The sequence below is a fragment of the Streptomyces sp. NPDC036813 genome (genome assembly GCF_055609245.1).
The window spans coordinates 363,718-381,393 of record NZ_JBVJPV010000004.1 but is presented as its reverse complement, the minus strand read 5'-3'; the positions used below and the strand labels follow the sequence as shown (position 1 = coordinate 381,393).

At 71.6% G+C, this 17,676-nt stretch carries 13 protein-coding genes; 8 read left to right on the top strand and 5 right to left on the bottom strand.

Features of this window, described 5'->3' with window-relative positions; genetic code table 11:
* Positions 1-252: 252 nt before the first annotated feature.
* From tkt to pgl, 5 genes are read left to right on the top strand one after another with little or no spacing between them, the layout of a single operon-like run.
* The gene (gene tkt, locus ACZ67Q_RS11685) at positions 253-2,340 is read left to right on the top strand and encodes a transketolase (RefSeq protein WP_471179723.1); all 2,088 of its coding nucleotides are present in this window, start codon (positions 253-255) and stop codon (positions 2,338-2,340) included.
* Positions 2,341-2,374: 34 nt separating this feature from the next.
* Entirely contained in the window at positions 2,375-3,493 is a 1,119-nt protein-coding gene (gene tal, locus ACZ67Q_RS11680) for a transaldolase (protein ID WP_471179721.1), read from the top strand.
* A gap of 4 nt (positions 3,494-3,497) precedes the next feature.
* The gene (gene zwf, locus ACZ67Q_RS11675) at positions 3,498-5,042 is read left to right on the top strand and encodes a glucose-6-phosphate dehydrogenase (protein WP_471179719.1); all 1,545 of its coding nucleotides are present in this window, start codon (positions 3,498-3,500) and stop codon (positions 5,040-5,042) included.
* Positions 5,039-6,193, top strand: coding sequence for a glucose-6-phosphate dehydrogenase assembly protein OpcA (gene opcA / locus ACZ67Q_RS11670; protein WP_471179717.1), 1,155 nt, complete (start codon positions 5,039-5,041; stop codon positions 6,191-6,193). Before zwf ends, opcA begins: the two co-directional genes overlap by 4 nt.
* The gene (pgl, locus tag ACZ67Q_RS11665; protein WP_471179714.1) at positions 6,190-6,972 is read left to right on the top strand and encodes a 6-phosphogluconolactonase; all 783 of its coding nucleotides are present in this window, start codon (positions 6,190-6,192) and stop codon (positions 6,970-6,972) included. The genes opcA and pgl overlap by 4 nt, the downstream gene beginning before the upstream one ends.
* 237 nt (positions 6,973-7,209) lie before the next feature.
* Here pgl and ACZ67Q_RS11660 read toward each other — a convergent pair whose 3' ends face one another.
* The 5 genes from ACZ67Q_RS11660 to ACZ67Q_RS11640 all read right to left on the bottom strand — a co-directional run bounded on the left by ACZ67Q_RS11660 (position 7,210) and on the right by ACZ67Q_RS11640 (position 13,813).
* The gene (locus tag ACZ67Q_RS11660; protein ID WP_471179711.1) at positions 7,210-8,049 is read right to left on the bottom strand and encodes a carbohydrate ABC transporter permease; all 840 of its coding nucleotides are present in this window, start codon (positions 8,047-8,049) and stop codon (positions 7,210-7,212) included.
* The gene (locus ACZ67Q_RS11655) at positions 8,046-9,407 is read right to left on the bottom strand and encodes an ABC transporter permease subunit (protein WP_471179709.1); all 1,362 of its coding nucleotides are present in this window, start codon (positions 9,405-9,407) and stop codon (positions 8,046-8,048) included. Before ACZ67Q_RS11655 ends, ACZ67Q_RS11660 begins: the two co-directional genes overlap by 4 nt.
* Positions 9,408-9,413: 6 nt before the next feature.
* Positions 9,414-10,739, bottom strand: coding sequence for an ABC transporter substrate-binding protein (locus ACZ67Q_RS11650; protein WP_471179707.1), 1,326 nt, complete (start codon positions 10,737-10,739; stop codon positions 9,414-9,416).
* A gap of 38 nt (positions 10,740-10,777) precedes the next feature.
* Complete coding sequence (locus ACZ67Q_RS11645) at positions 10,778-12,406, bottom strand: glycoside hydrolase family 13 protein (RefSeq protein WP_471179705.1); 1,629 nt, start codon at positions 12,404-12,406, stop codon at positions 10,778-10,780.
* Positions 12,407-12,541: 135 nt separating this feature from the next.
* Positions 12,542-13,813, bottom strand: a complete 1,272-nt coding sequence (locus ACZ67Q_RS11640) for an ABC transporter substrate-binding protein (protein WP_471179702.1) — start codon at positions 13,811-13,813, stop codon at positions 12,542-12,544.
* 123 nt (positions 13,814-13,936) lie between these two features.
* Here ACZ67Q_RS11640 and ACZ67Q_RS11635 point away from each other — a divergent pair, with 123 nt between their 5' ends.
* The 3 genes from ACZ67Q_RS11635 (at position 13,937) to ACZ67Q_RS11625 (ending at position 17,644) form a co-directional block, all read left to right on the top strand.
* A complete protein-coding gene (locus ACZ67Q_RS11635) occupies positions 13,937-14,452 on the top strand; it encodes a PadR family transcriptional regulator (RefSeq protein ID WP_471179700.1) in 516 nt (171 codons plus the stop codon).
* The gene (locus ACZ67Q_RS11630) at positions 14,449-15,210 is read left to right on the top strand and encodes an ABC transporter ATP-binding protein (protein WP_471179697.1); all 762 of its coding nucleotides are present in this window, start codon (positions 14,449-14,451) and stop codon (positions 15,208-15,210) included. The genes ACZ67Q_RS11635 and ACZ67Q_RS11630 overlap by 4 nt, the downstream gene beginning before the upstream one ends.
* 151 nt (positions 15,211-15,361) lie before the next feature.
* Entirely contained in the window at positions 15,362-17,644 is a 2,283-nt protein-coding gene (locus ACZ67Q_RS11625; RefSeq protein ID WP_471179695.1) for an FtsX-like permease family protein, read from the top strand.
* Positions 17,645-17,676 lie beyond the last annotated feature (32 nt).

Here is a 17,676-nt window from a genome sequence, read left to right as displayed (position 1 = left end):
CGTTCTTCCGCGCATACCGAAGCTCGATTGAGCGGTCAGATGAGCGCCTCCGTATTCATGTGCTGAATGCCTTACGGCCCAGTCGACAGGCGGATCGCACTCAGTCCCGGCAGTCTGTAATGACGGGGAAAAACGCACGTCTTTACGGGGGTAGGCTCGACAGCGGCCGGTGGGCGCCCAGTGCACCGGCGACCGGTGGGCACACGCCCGACCAGACCGGTATTCGACATGTGGAGAGGAGCCCTGAAAAGGGTGAGCACCAAGCCGACCACCACAGACTTCGAGTGGACCGAACTGGACCAGCGGGCCGTGGACACCGCCCGCGTCCTGGCCGCCGACGCCGTACAGAAGGTCGGCAACGGCCATCCCGGCACGGCGATGAGCCTGGCTCCGGCCGCCTACACCCTCTTCCAGAAGGTGATGCGGCACGACCCCGCCGACGCGGACTGGGTCGGGCGTGACCGCTTCGTGCTGTCCGCCGGACACTCCTCCCTGACCCTCTACACCCAGCTCTACCTGGCCGGCTTCGGCCTGGAGCTGGACGACCTGAAGTCGTTCCGCACCTGGGGCTCCAAGACCCCGGGTCACCCGGAGTACGGCCACACGACCGGCGTGGAGACCACCACCGGCCCGCTCGGCCAGGGTGTCGCCAACGCGGTCGGCATGGCGATGGCCTCCCGCTACGAGCGCGGTCTGTTCGACCCGGAGGCCGCCCCCGGCACCTCCCCGTTCGACCACTTCATCTACTGCATCGCCGGTGACGGCTGTCTGCAGGAGGGCATCTCCGCCGAGGCGTCCTCGCTGGCCGGCCACCAGAAGCTCGGCAACCTGATCCTGCTGTGGGACGACAACCACATCTCGATCGAGGGCGACACCGAGACGGCCGTCTCCGAGGACACCGTCAAGCGGTACGAGGCGTACGGCTGGCACGTGCAGCGTGTGGAGGCCAAGGCCGACGGCGACCTGGACCCGGAGGCGATCTTCGCCGCGATCCAGGAGGCCAAGGCGGTCACCGACCGGCCCTCCTTCATCGCCATGCGCTCGATCATCGCCTGGCCCGCCCCGAACGCGCAGAACACCGAGGCCGCCCACGGCTCGGCGCTCGGCGACGACGAGGTCGCGGCCACCAAGCGCGTCCTCGGCTTCGACCCGGAGCAGAGCTTCGAGGTCGCCGACGAGGTCATCGAGCACACCCGGCAGGCTCTCGAGCGCGGCCGCCAGTTCAAGGCGGAGTGGGAGAAGTCCTTCCAGGAGTGGCGGGACACCAACGCCGAACGCGCGGCCGAGTTCGACCGCATCGCCAAGGGCGAGCTGCCCACCGGCTGGGAGGAGAAGCTCCCGGTCTTCGAGACGGACAAGGGTGTCGCCACCCGCGCCGCCTCCGGCAAGGTGCTGCAGGCGCTCGGCGCGGTGATCCCGGAGCTGTGGGGCGGCTCGGCCGACCTCGCCGGCTCCAACAACACGACGATCGACAAGACGTCGTCGTTCCTGCCCGCGGGCAACCCGCTGCCGGAGGCCGACCCGTACGGCCGCACCATCCACTTCGGCATCCGCGAGCACGCGATGGCCGCCGAGATGAACGGCATCGCCCTGCACGGCAACACCCGCATCTACGGCGGCACCTTCCTGGTGTTCTCCGACTACATGCGCAACGCGGTGCGCCTGTCGGCCCTGATGCACCTGCCGGTGACGTACGTGTGGACGCACGACTCCATCGGTCTCGGCGAGGACGGCCCGACCCACCAGCCGGTCGAGCACCTCGCCTCGCTGCGCGCGATCCCGGGCCTGAACATCGTCCGCCCGGCCGACGCCAACGAGACCGCCATCGCCTGGCGCGAGATCCTCAAGCGCTGGACGAAGGAGTTCGGCAAGGGCCAGCCGCACGGCCTGGTCCTCACCCGCCAGGGTGTGCCGACCTACGAGCCGAACGACGACGCGGCCCGTGGTGGCTATGTGCTGTTCGAGGCCGAAGGCGGCGACGCGCAGGTTCTGCTGATCGCGACCGGCTCCGAGGTGCACGTGGCCGTCGAGGCGCGCGAGCAGCTCCAGGCCGCGGGCGTCCCCACGCGGGTCGTGTCCATGCCGTCGGTGGAGTGGTTCGAGCAGCAGGACCAGGGGTACCGGGACAGCGTGCTGCCCCCGTCCGTGAAGGCTCGTGTCGCCGTGGAGGCCGGTGTGGGTCTCACGTGGCACAAGTACGTCGGGGACGCCGGCCGCATCGTTTCCCTGGAGCACTTCGGTGCTTCCGCGGACGGCAAGCTGCTCTTCCGGGAGTTCGGCTTCACTGCCGAGAACGTGGCCGCCAAGGCCCGGGAATCCCTCGAAGCCGCCCAGCGCTGACGCTCACATACGACACGTAGGAGATGTAATTTCCATGACAGACGCACTCAAGCGCCTCTCCGACGAAGGCGTCGCGATCTGGCTGGACGACCTGTCGCGCAAGCGGATCACGTCCGGCAACCTGGCCGAGCTGATCGACGAGCAGCACGTCGTGGGCGTCACCACCAACCCGACGATCTTCCAGAAGGCGATCTCCGGGGGCGACGGCTACGACCAGCAGCTGTCCGACCTCGCCGCCCGCAAGGTCACCGTCGAAGAGGCCATCCGCATGATCACCACGGCGGACGTCCGGGACGCCGCCGACATCCTGCGCCCCGTCTTCGACGCGACCGACGGCCAGGACGGCCGGGTCTCCATCGAGGTCGACCCGCGCCTCGCGCACGACACCAAGGCGACCGTCGCCGAGGCCAAGCAGCTCGCCTGGCTGGTGGACCGCCCGAACACGTTGATCAAGATCCCGGCCACCCGGGCGGGCATCCCGGCGATCACCGAGGTCATCGGCCTCGGTATCAGCGTCAACGTCACGCTGATCTTCTCGCTGGAGCGCTACCGCGAGGTCATGGACGCCTACCTCGCCGGCCTGGAGAAAGCCAAGGAGCGCGGCCTGGACCTGAAGCAGATCCGCTCCGTGGCGTCCTTCTTCGTGTCCCGTGTGGACACCGAGATCGACAAGCGGATCGACGCGCTGGGCACCGACGAGGCCAAGGCGCTGCGCGGCAAGGCCGCCATCGCCAACGCCCGCCTGGCCTACCAGGCGTACGAGGAGGTCTTCTCCTCGGACCGCTGGAAGGCGCTGGAGAAGGCGGGCGCGCGCACGCAGCGTCCGCTGTGGGCCTCCACCGGCGTGAAGGACAAGGCGTACAAGGACACCATGTACGTCGACGAGCTGGTCGCGCCGAACACCGTGAACACGATGCCGGAGGCCACGCTCTTCGCCACCGAGGAGCACGGCGAGATCACCGGCAACACCGTCGCCGGCACCTACGAGCAGGCCCGCGCCGACCTCGACGCGGTGGAGAAGCTCGGCATCGCGTACAACGACGTGGTGCAGCTGCTGGAGGACGAGGGCGTCGAGAAGTTCGAGGCGTCCTGGAACGACCTGCTCAAGTCGACGCAGGCGGAGCTCGAGCGCCTGGCTCCCTCGGAGGGCTGACACTTTGTCAAGCAGCAACCCGCTGCTCACGGGCAGCAACCCGCTGCGTGACCCCGCAGACCGACGGCTCCCGCGTATCGCGGGGCCGTCGGGTCTGGTCATTTTCGGCGTCACGGGCGATCTGTCGCGTAAAAAGCTGATGCCGGCCGTCTACGACCTCGCCAACCGGGGTCTGCTGCCGCCGGGCTTCTCGCTGGTCGGCTTCGCCCGGCGCGACTGGGAGCACGAGGACTTCGCCCAGGTCGTGCACGACGCCGTCAAGGAACACTCCCGCACGCCGTTCCGCGAGGAGGTCTGGCAGCAGCTCATCCAGGGCATGCGGTTCGTCCAGGGCACCTTCGACGACGACGAGGCCTTCGAGCGGCTGCGCGGCACGATCGAGGAACTGGACAAGGCGCAGGGCACGGGCGGGAACTTCGCCTTCTACCTGTCGGTGCCGCCGAAGTCCTTCCCCGTCGTGATCCAGCAGCTGAAGAAGCACGGGCTGGCGGACCAGAGCCGGGGCTCGTGGCGGCGCGCGGTCATCGAGAAGCCCTTCGGCCACGACCTGAGGTCGGCCGAGGAGCTCAACGCGATCGTGCACGAGGTCTTCGCCTCGGACCAGGTGTTCCGCATCGACCACTATCTGGGCAAGGAGACCGTCCAGAACATCCTGGCGCTGCGCTTCGCGAACCAGATGTTCGAGCCGATCTGGAACCGGTCCTACGTCGACCACGTCCAGATCACGATGGCCGAGGACATCGGCATCGGCGGCCGCGCCGGCTACTACGACGGCATCGGCGCCGCGCGGGACGTCATCCAGAACCACCTGCTGCAGCTGCTCGCGCTGACCGCGATGGAGGAGCCCGCCTCCTTCGGCGCGGACGCGCTGGCGGCGGAGAAGACCAAGGTGCTCGGCGCGGTCCGGCTGCCCAAGGACCTGGGCCGCGACACCGTGCGCGCCCAGTACACGGCCGGCTGGCAGGGCGGCGCACAGGCGGTCGGCTACCTGGAGGAGGAGGGCATCGACCCCGGCTCCACCACCGACACCTACGCCGCGATCAAGCTCGGCATCGACAACCGCCGCTGGGCGGGAGTCCCCTTCTATCTGCGCACCGGCAAGCGGCTGGGCCGCCGGGTCACCGAGATCGCGGTCGTCTTCCAGCGCGCTCCCCACTCCCCCTTCGACACCACGGCGACGGAGGAGCTGGGCCAGAACGCGATCGTCATCCGCGTCCAGCCCGACGAGGGCGTGACGGTCCGCTTCGGCTCGAAGGTGCCGGGCACCTCGATGGAGATCCGGGACGTGTCCATGGACTTCGCCTACGGCGAGTCCTTCACGGAGTCCAGCCCGGAGGCGTACGAGCGTCTGATCCTGGACGTGCTGCTCGGCGACGCCAACCTCTTCCCGCGCACGGAGGAGGTCGAGCTGTCCTGGAAGATCCTCGACCCGATCGAGGAGTACTGGGCGGCCCACGGCAGGCCGGCGCAGTACGAGGCCGGTACCTGGGGCCCGGCCGAGGCCGACGAGATGCTGGAGCGCGACGGACGGAGCTGGCGCCGGCCATGAGGATAGACCTGACGGACACCACGGCCAGCAAGGTCAACAAGGCACTCGTGCAGGGCCGCCGCGCCATCGGCACGCCGGCCGTCGGCATGGTGCTGACCCTGGTCATCGTCACCGACGAGGAGAACGCCTACGACGCCCTGAAGGCGGCCAGTGACGCGTCGCGCGAGCACCCCTCGCGCACGCTGGTCGTCATCAAGAGGGTTTCGCGCACCCCGCGCGACCGCACCCAGTCCCGCCTGGACGCCGAGGTACGGGTGGGCGCGGAGGCGGGCACCGGCGAGACGGTCGTCCTGCGGCTGTACGGCGAGGTCGTCGACCAGGCCCAGTCGGTCGTCCTGCCGCTGCTGCTCCCCGACGCCCCGGTCGTCGTGTGGTGGCCGGTGAACGCCCCGCTCGACCCGGCGAACGACCCGCTCGGCGCGCTGGCGCAGCGCCGGGTGACGGACTCCTACGCGGCGGAGGAGCCGGTACGGGAGCTGGCGGCGCGCGCCCGGGCGTACGCGCCCGGCGACACCGACCTGGCCTGGACCCGGCTCACGCCGTGGCGCTCGATGCTGGCGGCGGCGCTGGACCAGGTCACGTGCAAGGTCCAGGCCGTCGAGGTGGAGGGCGAGGAGTTCAACCCGAGCTGCGAACTGCTGGCGATGTGGCTCGCGGACCGGCTGGACGTTCCGGTGAAGCGGTCGCTGTCGGCGGGCCCGGGTCTGACCGCGGTCCGGATGGACACGGACTGCGGTCCGATCAAGCTGGACCGCGCGGACGGCACGCTGGCGACGCTGTCGGTCCAGGGCCAGCCGAACCGGGCGGTGGCGCTGAAGCGCCGGGAGACCTCCGAGCTGATCGCGGAGGAGCTGCGCCGGCTGGATCCGGACGACACGTACGCGTCCGCGCTGCGGTTCGGGGTGGAGAAGCTGACCGCCGCCCCGGCCTCCGAGGAGCCGGCTGCCGCCGAGGAGACCGCTGCCTCGGCAGAGCCGTCCGAGGAGCCCACCGCGGACGCCGAGTCCCCGCAGTCCCCCGAGGACGCCGAGTCCGCCACGGACGCCGTCGCCGTCGAGACCCCCGTGGAGGAGGCCGCGAAGGCGCCCGCGAAGAAGGCGGCGGCCAAGTCGGCCAGGAAGTCCCCGGCGAGGAAGGCGGCGGCGAAGTGAGCACTCCGCAGCTGGTCGTGCACCACGACAAGGAGCTGATGGCGCAGGCCGCCGCGGCCCGCCTCATCACCAAGATCGTGGACGCCCAGACGTCCCGCGGCTCGGCGTCGGTCGTCCTCACCGGCGGCCGCAACGGCAACGGCGTCCTCGCGGCGCTCGCCGCCGCACCGGCCCGGGACGCGATCGACTGGGCCCGCCTCGACCTGTGGTGGGGTGACGAGCGGTTCCTGCCCGAGGGCGATCCGGAGCGCAACGTCACCCAGGCGCGCGAGGCCCTGCTGGACGCCGTACCGCTGGATCCGAAGCGGGTGCACGCCATGCCCGCCTCGGACGGGCCGTACGGCACCGACGCGGACGCGGCGGCCGCCGCCTACGCGGAGGAGCTGGCGCGGGCGGCGGGTCCGGAGAACCACGGCCCGGTCCCGGTGTTCGACGTGCTGCTGCTGGGCGTCGGCCCGGACGCGCACGTGGCGTCGCTGTTCCCGGAGCTGCCCGGCGTGCGGGAGACCGAGCGCACGGTGGTCGGGGTGCACGGCTCGCCCAAGCCGCCGCCGACCCGGATCTCCCTGACGCTGCCGGCGATCCGGGCGGCCCGGGAGGTGTGGCTGCTGGCGGCCGGCGAGGACAAGGCGCAGGCCGCGGCGATGGCGCTGTCGGGCGCGGGTGAGATCCAGGCCCCGGCCGCGGGTGCCCGGGGTCGCGCCCGCACCCTGTGGCTGCTGGACACGGCGGCGGCAGCGCAGCTGCCGAGGTCGCTGTACCCGCCGGCGTCGCCGTGAGCGGGGTTTCCTGACGCGGGGCGCCGGGCGGACCGAGCAATCGGCCCGCCCGGCGTCTTTTGCGTGTGGGCACGGCAGTTGCCGGCTACGTGGTCGGTGCCTGGCCCCGTGGATGGGTGCGTGCCCTGCCCTGCACCCGGTGACCTGCTGAATCAGGGCGGTCGAATGAACCCCGGAGGCCGAAGCCCCCTTCAGGGACCGTTCCTTCAGGGGGCTCGGCCGACCGCCGGTGGCCGGCTACTTCACCGACCCGGCCATCACACCCTGCACGAAGTGCCGCTGGAAGGCGAAGAACACCACCACGGGCACGATCAGGGACAGGAACGCGCCGGGCGCCAGCACGTCGATGTTGCTGCCGAACTGCCGTATCTGCGACTGGAGTTGCACGGTCAACGGCTGCGATGAGCTGTCCGCGAAGAGCAGCGCCACCAGCATGTCGTTCCACACCCACAGGAACTGGAAGATGGCCAGCGACGCGATCGCCGGGCGCCCCACCGGCAGGACGAGGCGGATGAAGATGCGCCACTCGCTGCCGCCGTCCATCCGGGCCGCCTCCAGCATCTCCTTGGGCATCTCGGCGAAGTAGTTGCGCAGCAGGAACACGGCGAACGGCAGGCCGTAGGCGACGTGGAAGAGGACGACACCGGGGATGGTGCCGAACAGGCCCAGCTGGCCGAAGAGTTTGGCGACCGGCAGCAGGCCGATCTGCACCGGCACCACCAGCAGGGCCACCACGAGCAGGAACAGCGGCTCGCGCAGCGGGAAGTCCAGCCAGGCGAAGGCGTATCCGGCGAGCGCGGCGAGGACGACGACCAGGACGGTCGTCGGCACCGAGATCGCCACGGTGTTCCAGAACGCCTGGGTGATACCCGCGTTCTTCAGCAGTGCCGAGTAGTTGTCGAAGGAGAGCTGTCCGGGGCTGGCGAACACCGTCCACCAGCCGCCCTTGGCGGTGTCGGAGGCGGACCTGAGGGAGGACAGGAACAGTCCCGCGAGCGGGGTCACCCACACCAGGGCGATCACCACCAGGAAGGCCTGCACCACGGCGTTGCCGAGGCCTCGCCTGACCGCGTTCATCGCTGACTCCTTCTGAAGCGGCGGACGTTGAAGACCATCGCGGGGATGACCAGGAGCAGCAGCAGGACGCCGAGGGCGCTGCCGAGGCCCTGGTTGTTGCCGCCGCCGAAGGACACCAGCCACATCTGGGTGGCGAGCACGGTCGCGTCCTCCTGCACCGGTCCCGGCGCGATGATGTAGACGAGGTCGAACACCTTCATCACGTTGATGACGAGGGTGACGAAGACGACCGTGAGGACCGGCGCGAGCAGCGGCACGGTGATCCGGCGGAAGATCTGCCACTCGTTCGCGCCGTCCATCCGCGCCGCCTCCAGCGCGTCGCGGGGCAGCGTGGACAGACCCGCGCCGATGAGGACCATCGCGAAGCCGGTCCAGATCCACAGGTACGCCCCGATGATCGCCGGCGTGACCAGGGTCGGTCCGAGCCAGGAGACGCCCTGGTAGGGCGGGGCGAAGTTCGCCTTCGGCAGCTTCAGCGTGTACGTGCCGTCGTCGAGCCCGGTCAGGCGGAAGGAGCCGTCGGATCCGGTCGTGGCGCTCGCGACCGTGTGCCCGTCGCGGACCGCCTCGACCTTCATCCCGGGCAGACCGCTCTCCTTGGGGTCGACCTTGCCCTGCTGCCCTCCCCCGCCGGGTGTGAAGTCGAGATAGACCACGCCGCGCACCTCGTCGGCCGCTGCCGTGCGGGCGGCGGCCCCGTAGGCGGGACGGACGTCCTTCGGGAGGTCCCCCGGGAGGACGCCGACCAGGCCCAGCGCCGCGGACTGGCCCGGCCGGACTCCGGCGGTCGTCAGGTAGGAGCCGTCCCGCCCCTGCTCGAGGCCCTGGCCGTCCCGGATGCGGGCCGTCGGATAGGACGAGGTGCCCGTGAAGGCGTCGTGGACGGACACCACGGCCGCGTTGAGGACGCCCTTGTCGGGGTCCTCGTCGTAGGCGAGGCGGAAGATGATGCCGGCGGCGAGGAAGGACACGGCCATCGGCATGAACAGCAGCAGCTTGAAGGCGGTGGCCCAGCGGACCTTCTCCACCAGCACGGCCAGGATCAGGCCGAGCCCGGTGAGCAGCGCGGGGGCCACCACCACCCAGATCGTGGTGTTGCGGATGGCCTTCAGGGTCGCGGGGTCGCGGAACATCTCGGTGTAGTTGTCGCCGCCGACGAAGCGGGTGCCGGAGGCGTCGAAGAAGCTGCGGCCGACGGAGAACAGCACCGGGTAGACGACGAGCGCGCCGAGCAGCAGCAGGGCGGGGAAGACGAACAGCAGGGCGATGATCCGCCCGCGCCGCTTGAGTCGCCGGGCGCGGTCGGCGGGCGGCGCGTTGCGGGGCGGGCTCGCCTCTTGGGTGAGGGTGGCGGTCATCGGTGATCAGCCCTGGTACGCCTTGGCCGCCGCGGCCTCGAGCTTGGCGGCGGTGCCCTGCGGGTCCGACGGGTCGCGCAGGAAGTCCTGGAGCAGCTTCCACTCGCCGACGCCCTTGGTGCCGCCGAAGGAGGCCGGTGCCTGGTCGGACATGTCGAAGCGGACCGAGTCACCGGCGGCGACCAGCGACTTGGCGGTGGCGCGGGTGACGTCGTCGCCGTAACTGGCGAGGTCGAGCTTCTTGTTCGGGGACAGGAAGCCGCCCGCCTTCGCCCACACGGCCGCCGCCTCCGGCGTGGCCAGGTACTCCAGCAGCTTCATACCGGCGTCGGCGTTCTTGCCGTCCTTCAGGACGACGGCCGCGTCGCCGCCGCTGACGACCGGGGCCTTGCCGCCGTCGACCGCGGGGAAGGGGAAGAAGTCGGCGTCCGTGCCGATGTTCTTGCCGAACTGGTCGTGCGCGACACCGGCCACGAAGTCGCCCTCGTAGACCATGCCGGCCTGGGGCTTGGGTCCGAACACCTTCTCCACCGAACCGGGGAAGTCGGTGTTCAGGGCCTCCTTCTGGCCGCCGGCGATGAGCTGCTTGTCCTTGAAGAGCTTGCCGAGCGTCTGCAGCGCCTTGACCACGCTGGCGTCGGTCCACTTCAGCTTGTGGGCGGCGAGGGCGTCGTACTTCTCGGGTCCGGCCTGGGAGAGGTAGATGTTCTCGAACCAGTCGGTGAGGGTCCAGCCGTCCTGTCCGGCGACCGCGAACGCGGCGAGCCCGGAGTCGGAGACGGTGTGCCCGGCCTTCAGCATGTCGTCGTACGTGGTCGGCGGCTTGACGCCGGCCTGGGTGAGCGCGGCGGGGCTGTACCAGACGGTGGACTTGTGGGCGGCCTTGAAGTACAGGCCGTACAGCGTGCCGTCGACGCTGCCGTACGTCTTCCACACGGGCGCGTAGTCGGCGGCGACGGTCTGCTGAGCGGTCTGCGACAGCGGCTTGAGCCAGCCCTTCTTCGCGAACTGCTGGAGCACGCCGACCTGCGGGACCATCACGACGTCGGGGGCGTTGCCGCCCTCGATCTTGCTGCCGACGACGGTGGAGACGTTGTCGCCGGTGGAGACGAACTGCGTCTTGGCGCCGGTCTTCTCGCTGAACGCGTCCAGCACCTTCTGGAAGTTCTTCTGCTCGCTGCCCGACCAGACACCGGCGACGGTGACGGTCTTGCCGCTGAGCGCCTTGTCGCCGCCGCCGGCGGAGACCGGCGTGCTGCCGCCGCAGGCGGTGGCGCCGAGCGCGAGAACGAGGGCGGTGCAGCCGGTGAGCAGGGTGGTACGTCGCATCATCGTTGATGTCCCTTCGAGGGGTGGTGTGACGGGCGGGCTCAGAGGTCGGCGATCCACCAGGCGGCCGTGGAGCCGGGCAGTTCGCCGGGGACGGGACACGGGCCGCTGGACAGCAGCGGGGTGCCGGGCGCCGGTGCGGCGGTCGGCGCGGTGGTGAAGTTCACGGCGCAGACCAGGCCGTCGCCGCGGGTGAAGGCGAGCACGCCGGGCGGGGTGTCCAGCCAGCGCAGCTCGCCCTCGCCCAGCTGCGGCAGCTGGCGGCGCAGTTGCAGGCCGTCGCGGTAGAGGTGCCAGAAGGAGCGGGTGTCGGCCAGCGCCCGGTCGGTGGCGTACTCGGCGAAGTAGTCCGGCTGCGGCAGCCAGGGCTTGGCCGTCTCGGCGCCGGAGGTGAAGCCGAACGGGGAGGCCTGCCCCGACCAGGGCAGCGGCACCCGGCATCCGTCGCGGATGCGGGCCCGGCTGCCGGTGCGGCGGAAGATCGGGTCGGTGAGCACGTCGTCGGGCAGGTCGACGACCTCGGGCAGGCCCAGCTCCTCGCCCTGGTAGATGTAGGCGGCGCCGGGCAGGGCCAGCATCAGCAGCGCGGCGGCGCGGGCGCGGGCGGCGCCGAGGCCGCTGCCGTGCGGGGTGGGTTCGCCGTAGCGGGTGACGGTGCGGACCTGGTCGTGGTTGTTGAGGACCCAGGTGACCGTGGAGCCGGTGCCGGCGATGTCCTGCATGGCCTCGGAGATGACCTTGCGGAAGGCGTCGGCGTCCCAGGGGGCGCCGAGCAGGTCGAAGAAGAAGGCCTGGTGCAGCTCGTCGGGGCGCACGTACCGCGCGTGTTCGCGGGCGGTGGGCACGGAGACCTCGCCGACGAGGAGGCGTTCGCGCCCGTCGCGCTCGGCGTACTCCTCGCAGACGGAGCGCCAGTGCCGCCACACGTCGTGCACCTCGGGCTGGTTCCACGCGAGCGGGTTGACCGAGTCGCGGGTGCGGGCGTCGGCCTCCGGGTCGTCGGAGTCGGGCAGCTCGGGGTGTTTGTACAGGCCTGCGGCGACATCGATGCGGAAGCCGTCGACGCCGCGGTCCAGCCAGAACCGCAGGACCCGGTCGAACTCGGCGGTGATCTCGGGGTTGCGCCAGTTCCAGTCGGGCTGCTCGGGCGTGAACATGTGGAGGTACCACTGGCCGGGCCGCCCGTCCGCCTCGGTGACGCGGGTCCACGCCGGGCCGCCGAACATGGCGTGCCAGTTGTTGGGCGGCTCGCTGCCGTCGGGGCCGCGGCCGTCGGCGAAGTGGAAGCGGGCGCGGGCCGGGCTGCCGGGCGCGCTCGCCAGCGCCTCGCGGAACCACGGGTGCTCGCTGGAGCAGTGGTTCGGGACGATGTCCAGCAGGACCTTGATGCCGAGGCGCCGGGCGGCCGCGGTCAACAGGTCGAACTCGGCGAGGTCGCCGAAGAGCGGGTCGACGTCGCAGTAGTCGGCGACGTCGTAGCCGTGGTCGTGCTGCGGCGAGGGGTAGAAGGGGCTCAGCCAGATCCCGTCCACGCCGAGCTTCTTCAGGTACGGCAGTCCGGCTCGCACGCCCGCGAGATCACCGATGCCGTCGCCGGTGCTGTCCAGGAAGCTGCGGACATACACCTGGTAGATCACCGCGTCACGCCACCAGCGGTACTTACTCAACATGCATGCATGTTAGGTAGCCATGTCGCGGGAGTGTCAATGAAAAGAACAGAAGCTACTGCGAAGTTGGAGCGACAAAATGGGATGACTCAGGGCATTCTGCAAGCAGATGAGATGTCCGCGTTACCTAACAGGTAACTATCGACGGGAGGTGGCGGCCAGCTCTCGGGCCAGTCGCCGTACCGCGGCCGCGGGCGTCTGGCGTCCGGTCAGCGCGTCGTGCACGACCGCCTGCACCACCAGGCTGACCTGGTCGTAGTGCGGGCTCTTGGGGCGCGGCGCGGCGTTCAGCACACTCATCCGCAGGGTCGGCAGATAGGGGAACCGCCGCACGAGGGCCGGATCGTCGTAGAGATCGGCGCGAACGGGCGGCAGCGCGCCTTGCGTGAGGACCTGGCGCTGGACGCGCTCGCTGGTCAGATACGCGATCAGGCGCTCGGCGGACTCCGGATGCCGGGCGTGGGCGTTCACGGCCAGGTTGGACCCGCCGAGCACGCTGGTGCCGGGACCGTCGGGCCCCGGCAGCGGTACGACGCCGATCTTCCCGGCGACCCTGGAACCGGGGGCGGAGGCGACGGCGTAGGCGTAGGGCCAGTTGCGCAGGAAGAGCAGCCGGCCGTCCTGGAAGGCCTGCTTGGACTCCTCCTCCTTGTAGGTCAGCGCCGCCTTCGGGATCCAGCCCTCACGCAGGCCGCGCACCAGGAAGCCGATGCCCTCGCGGGCGGCCGCGGAGTCCACGGTGACCCGGGCGCCCTCGTCGCCGAGGATCGTGCCGCCGGCCGAGTAGACCGCCTCGGCCGCGTTCACCGTCAGCCCCTCGTAGGGCAGGAACTGGCCGGCGTACCCGTCGAGGCCGTACTTCGGCGCGACCGTCTTCGCGTCGCGTTCCAGCTCGGCCCAGGTGCGCGGGGGCGGCAGGCCCTCCTTGGCGAGGACGTCCTTGCGGTACAGCAGCAGGCCGGCGTTGGTCACGTACGGCACGGCGTACAGCCGGCCGTCGTAGGTGGCCGTGTCCACTACCGGGGGCAGGAAGGTGTGCAGCGGGAAGCGGGCACGCGGCAGCGGGGCGATCCAGCCGGCCGCGGCGAACTCCGAGGTCCAGTCGACGTCGATGTTGAGCACGTCGAAGCGGCCGCGGTCGCCGCCGCGCAGGTCGGTGACCATCTGGGCGCGGGTCTCGTCGGCGGAGTCGGGCAGCTCGACGAGAGTGACCCTCTCGCCGGGATGACTGTCGTTCCAGCCCTTCAGAAGGGGGCCGAGGTAGCCGGTGAGGTCCCCGGCCGTGGCCAGGGTGAGCGGCCCTCGGTCACCCGCGGCCCCCTCGTCGGCGCGGGCTCCGGAGGCGACGTAACCGGTGAGTACGACGGCGAGAACGAGGAGGCCCCTACCGGCGGCACGTATCCACCGCATAGGTTCCTCCCTGTACACCGGCCACGGGCATCCTCGCCCGGGGTCAGAGGCCATGTATACCTGTTAGGTAATGCGCGATACTAGGGCCTGGAGCACATTGGACGAGACAGGAGGACCTGCGGCGTGCGCCTGCCCCTCCTGGCACTTCTGGCCCGTGGTCCGGCCCACGGCTACGAGCTGAAGCAGGACCTTGAGCAACTGCTGGGCTCCGCGTACCCTCAGCCGAACATCGGCCAGATCTATGTGACCCTCGGCCGCCTCGAGAAGCAAGGGCTGATCGAGGGCGAGGAGGTCGAGCAGTCCAGTCGGCCGAACAAGAAGATCTACCACCTCACCGACGCCGGCCGGGAGTCGCTGAACACCTGGTTCGAGGACACCGAGGACGAGCCTCGGGTGCGTGACGAGTTCTTCATGAAGCTCGCGCTCGCCCCGCAGACCGGACTCGCCGACCAGATCGCCCTCATCAACCGCCAGCGGCGCCAGTACCTCAACACCATGCGGAGCCTGTCGAAGCTGGCGGCGTCGGAGAGCCGGGAGAACCGCATCGCCCATCTGCTGATCGAGGGCGCGATGCTGCATCTGCAGGCCGACCTGGACTGGCTGGAACGGTGCCAGGAAGAACTGGAGGAGCTGGAGTGAGCGAGAGCACGCAGACTTCGGCTCCCGTGCTGCGCGCCGAAGGCCTGGTGAAGACCCACCACGGCGAGGGCGCCCCCGCGCATGCCGTGCGCGGCGTCGACCTGAGCGTCGCGGCCGGTGAGTTCGTGGCCGTCACGGGCCCGTCCGGCGCCGGCAAGTCGACACTGCTGCACCTGCTGGGCGGGCTCCAGCGGCCGGACCAGGGCACCGTCTGGCTGGGCGAGGCCCGCACGGACACCTGGAGCGAGGCCCGCTGGGCGGTGGAACGGCGCAAGCGCATCGGCATCGTCTTCCAGTTCTTCAACCTGGTGTCCAACCTGTCGGTCGCCGACAACGTCGAGCTGCCCGCGCTGCTCGCCGGAGTGCCGCCGAAGCGGGCCCGCGCCGAGCGGGAGGAACTGCTGGCCGAGCTGGGGCTCGCCGGCAAGGAGCGCAGCATGCCGGGTGAGCTGTCCGGCGGCCAGCAGCAGCGCGTCGCGCTGGCCCGGGCCCTGGTCAACCACCCGCCACTGCTGCTGGCCGACGAGCCCGCCGGCAGTCTGGACAGCAAGGGCACCCGTGAGGTGATGCGGCTGCTGTCCCGCTTCCACCAGCGCGGCCAGACGATCGTGCTGGTCACCCATGACGCCCGGCTGGCGAGCGCCGCGGACCGGGTGATCAGCTTCTTCGACGGCCGGATCGTGGACGACGCGACCCTGGACGCTGCGCCGCCGGCCCGTGGCCGCGGCGCGTCGGGCGTACTGGAGCTGACGGAATGAGCCCGGTGAGCGGACTCCTCACGGATGCGGGCGGAGCGAGGGCGCGAGCCGGGCTCCCCCCTGGGGCCGCCCGAGGGCTTGCCGGACTGCGGGCTGCCGCGACCAGAGAGCGAGCCGGACTGCGGGCTGCCGGAGCGAGGGGCTGAGGGCGGTGCGAGCGACTCTGCGCTGGGCGCACTCCGATCTGCGCGCGCACCGCGGCGAGGCCCTGTTCATCGTGCTGGCCACCGCCGGGATCGTCGCGTCGCTGCTGCTGGCCACGGCCCTGTTCGGGTACGCCACCAACCCCTGGCAGCGGGTCTTCACCCAGTCCCGCGGCGCCCACGTGTGGCTGCACACCACCGCCACGGCCGACACCCACCGGCTCACCGCACTCGACGGTGTCGCCTCCGTCGCCGGCCCCTACGCCACCGAGTCGGTCACCGTCGCCGCCCGCGGCACCCGCGCCGCTGTCGAACTGCGTGCCACGGACGGCCGCCCCGCGGTGGGCCGCCCGCTGATCACCTCCGGGCAGTGGCTGCGGCCCGCGGACCCCGACGGCGTGGTGCTGGAGAGCCGGCTCGCCCACGCGCTGCTGGCGGAACCCGGGGACACGCTGACCGTGCCCGGGACGCACCGCACGCTCACCGTCGTCGGCATCGCCGACAGCGCCGAACCCGGTTACCGCCCCGGGGAGCGGCCCGGCCTGGTCTGGGCGCCGCCGGCCGCGGTCCACGCCCCGTACGGCCGGGTCGTCGGGCTGCGGCTGACCGACCCGGGCGACACGGATTACGCCGTGCAGCGGGCCGTGACCGCGCTGGGCGCCGGCACGGTCGGCGAGGTCGCCACCTGGCAGCAGGCGCGGGCCGAGGCCCAGGGCGACACCCGGCTGCTCGGCCAGGTGCTCGGGCTCTTCGGCCTGGGCGCGCTGCTCGCCGCCGGCCTGGCGGTGCACGGCGCGCTGGCCACCCGGATCCGCGGCCATCTGCGGGACATCTCGGTGCTGAAGGCGATCGGCTTCACGCCCGCCCAGGTGGTACGGATCTTCCTGCTCCAGCACGTGGCCTACGCCCTGCTCGGCGCGGTGGCCGCGGCCGCGCTGGTGCAGGGCCTCGGCAGTGGCGTGCCGGGCCGGCTGGGTGACGCGGTCGGGGTGTGGCAGGGCCTGCCCGGTCATACGGCGGCGCTGGCCGGGGTGCCGGTCGCGGCGGTGCTGTTCATCGCCGCGGTCACGGGTCTCGCGGCCTGGCGCGCCGGCAGGGTCCCGCCGGTGCCGGTACCGCGCCCGGCGGCCCCGGCGTCCGGCCGGCTGTCGGGCCCGGTCCGCCGGGCCCTGGGTGTTGGCATGCCGCCCGGCCTCGTGCTGGGCTGGCACCGCGCGTTCACCCGGGGCCCGCGCGGCGCGGCGACGATCGCCCGCCTGACCCTGCCGCTGCTGCTGATCGTGGTGGCGCTGGGCGCCTGGACGACCATCGACCGTTTCCACACCGCCCCCGAGCGGATGGGCCTGCCGGCCGCGCTGACCGTCCGCACGGACGCCGGCATGTCCGACACCGCCACGCGGGCGCTGCTCGCCCGCACCCCGCAGGTCGCCGCGGCCTACCCGGGAGTCGAGGTGGCGGCTCTGGTCCCCGGCCAGACGGCGACGATCGCGCTGCGCGGCCTGGGCACCCATGACTCGCCCTACCCGTACCCCCTCGCCGAGGGCCGCGCCGCGCGGGGCCCGGACGAGGCGGTGGCCGGTCAGGGCCTGCTGGACCTGCTGGACGTCCGCGTCGGCGACTGGGTCCGGATGACCGTCGGCGACCAGCCGCAGATCCTGCACATCGTGGGCCGCAGCATCGAGCCGGAGAACGCCGGCCGGGTCATCTCCACCTCGTTGGACACCCTGCGCGAGAACGACCCCGACCTGCGCCCGAGCCTGTACCAGCTCCGGCTGCGCGAGGGCGCCGACCCCGGCGCGGTCGCCGCCTCGCTGACGGCGGCGGCCCGCGGCCACCTGGACGTCCACCGGGTGACGAACCCCGCCGACGGGCTGTCGCCGCTGCGCGGTGTGGTCGCGGGCCTGATCGCGATCCTGGCCCTCATCGGGGTCGTCGAACTGCTCACCGCGATCGGTGCCACGGTCCGCGAGAGCGAGCGGGACCTGCTCGCGCTGAAGGCGATCGGCCTCTCCCCGCGTCAGATCACGGCGATCACCGTGACGGCGACCGCCCTCACCACGCTCACCGCGGTGGCGGCGGCGCTGGCCCTGGGCGTCCCCCTGTCCCACTGGCTGGTCGACACCCAGGGCACGACGAGCGGCATCGGCGCGGGCATCGCCCAGACCCCCTCGGCGACGGTCCTGCTCCTGCTGACGCTGACCGCGACGGCGGGCGCCGTCGCCCTGGCCGCGCTCCCGGCGGCACGCGCGGCGCGCCGGCGCCTGGCGGACACGTTGAGCGCGGTGGCGTAAGGATCACGGCCGCCGGGCCCCGACGCGGCCGG

Excerpts from the sequence above, each read along its gene's own strand:
- tal (WP_471179721.1), top strand. The coding sequence starts at position 2,375 with ATGACAGACGCACTCAAGCGCCTCTCCGACGAAGGCGTCGCGATCTGG.
- opcA (WP_471179717.1), top strand. The coding sequence starts at position 5,039 with ATGAGGATAGACCTGACGGACACCACGGCCAGCAAGGTCAACAAGGCA.
- ACZ67Q_RS11660 (WP_471179711.1), bottom strand. The coding sequence starts at position 8,049 with ATGAACGCGGTCAGGCGAGGCCTCGGCAACGCCGTGGTGCAGGCCTTC.
- ACZ67Q_RS11655 (WP_471179709.1), bottom strand. The coding sequence starts at position 9,407 with ATGACCGCCACCCTCACCCAAGAGGCGAGCCCGCCCCGCAACGCGCCG.
- ACZ67Q_RS11650 (WP_471179707.1), bottom strand. The coding sequence starts at position 10,739 with ATGATGCGACGTACCACCCTGCTCACCGGCTGCACCGCCCTCGTTCTC.
- ACZ67Q_RS11645 (WP_471179705.1), bottom strand. The coding sequence starts at position 12,406 with ATGTTGAGTAAGTACCGCTGGTGGCGTGACGCGGTGATCTACCAGGTG.
- ACZ67Q_RS11640 (WP_471179702.1), bottom strand. The coding sequence starts at position 13,813 with ATGCGGTGGATACGTGCCGCCGGTAGGGGCCTCCTCGTTCTCGCCGTC.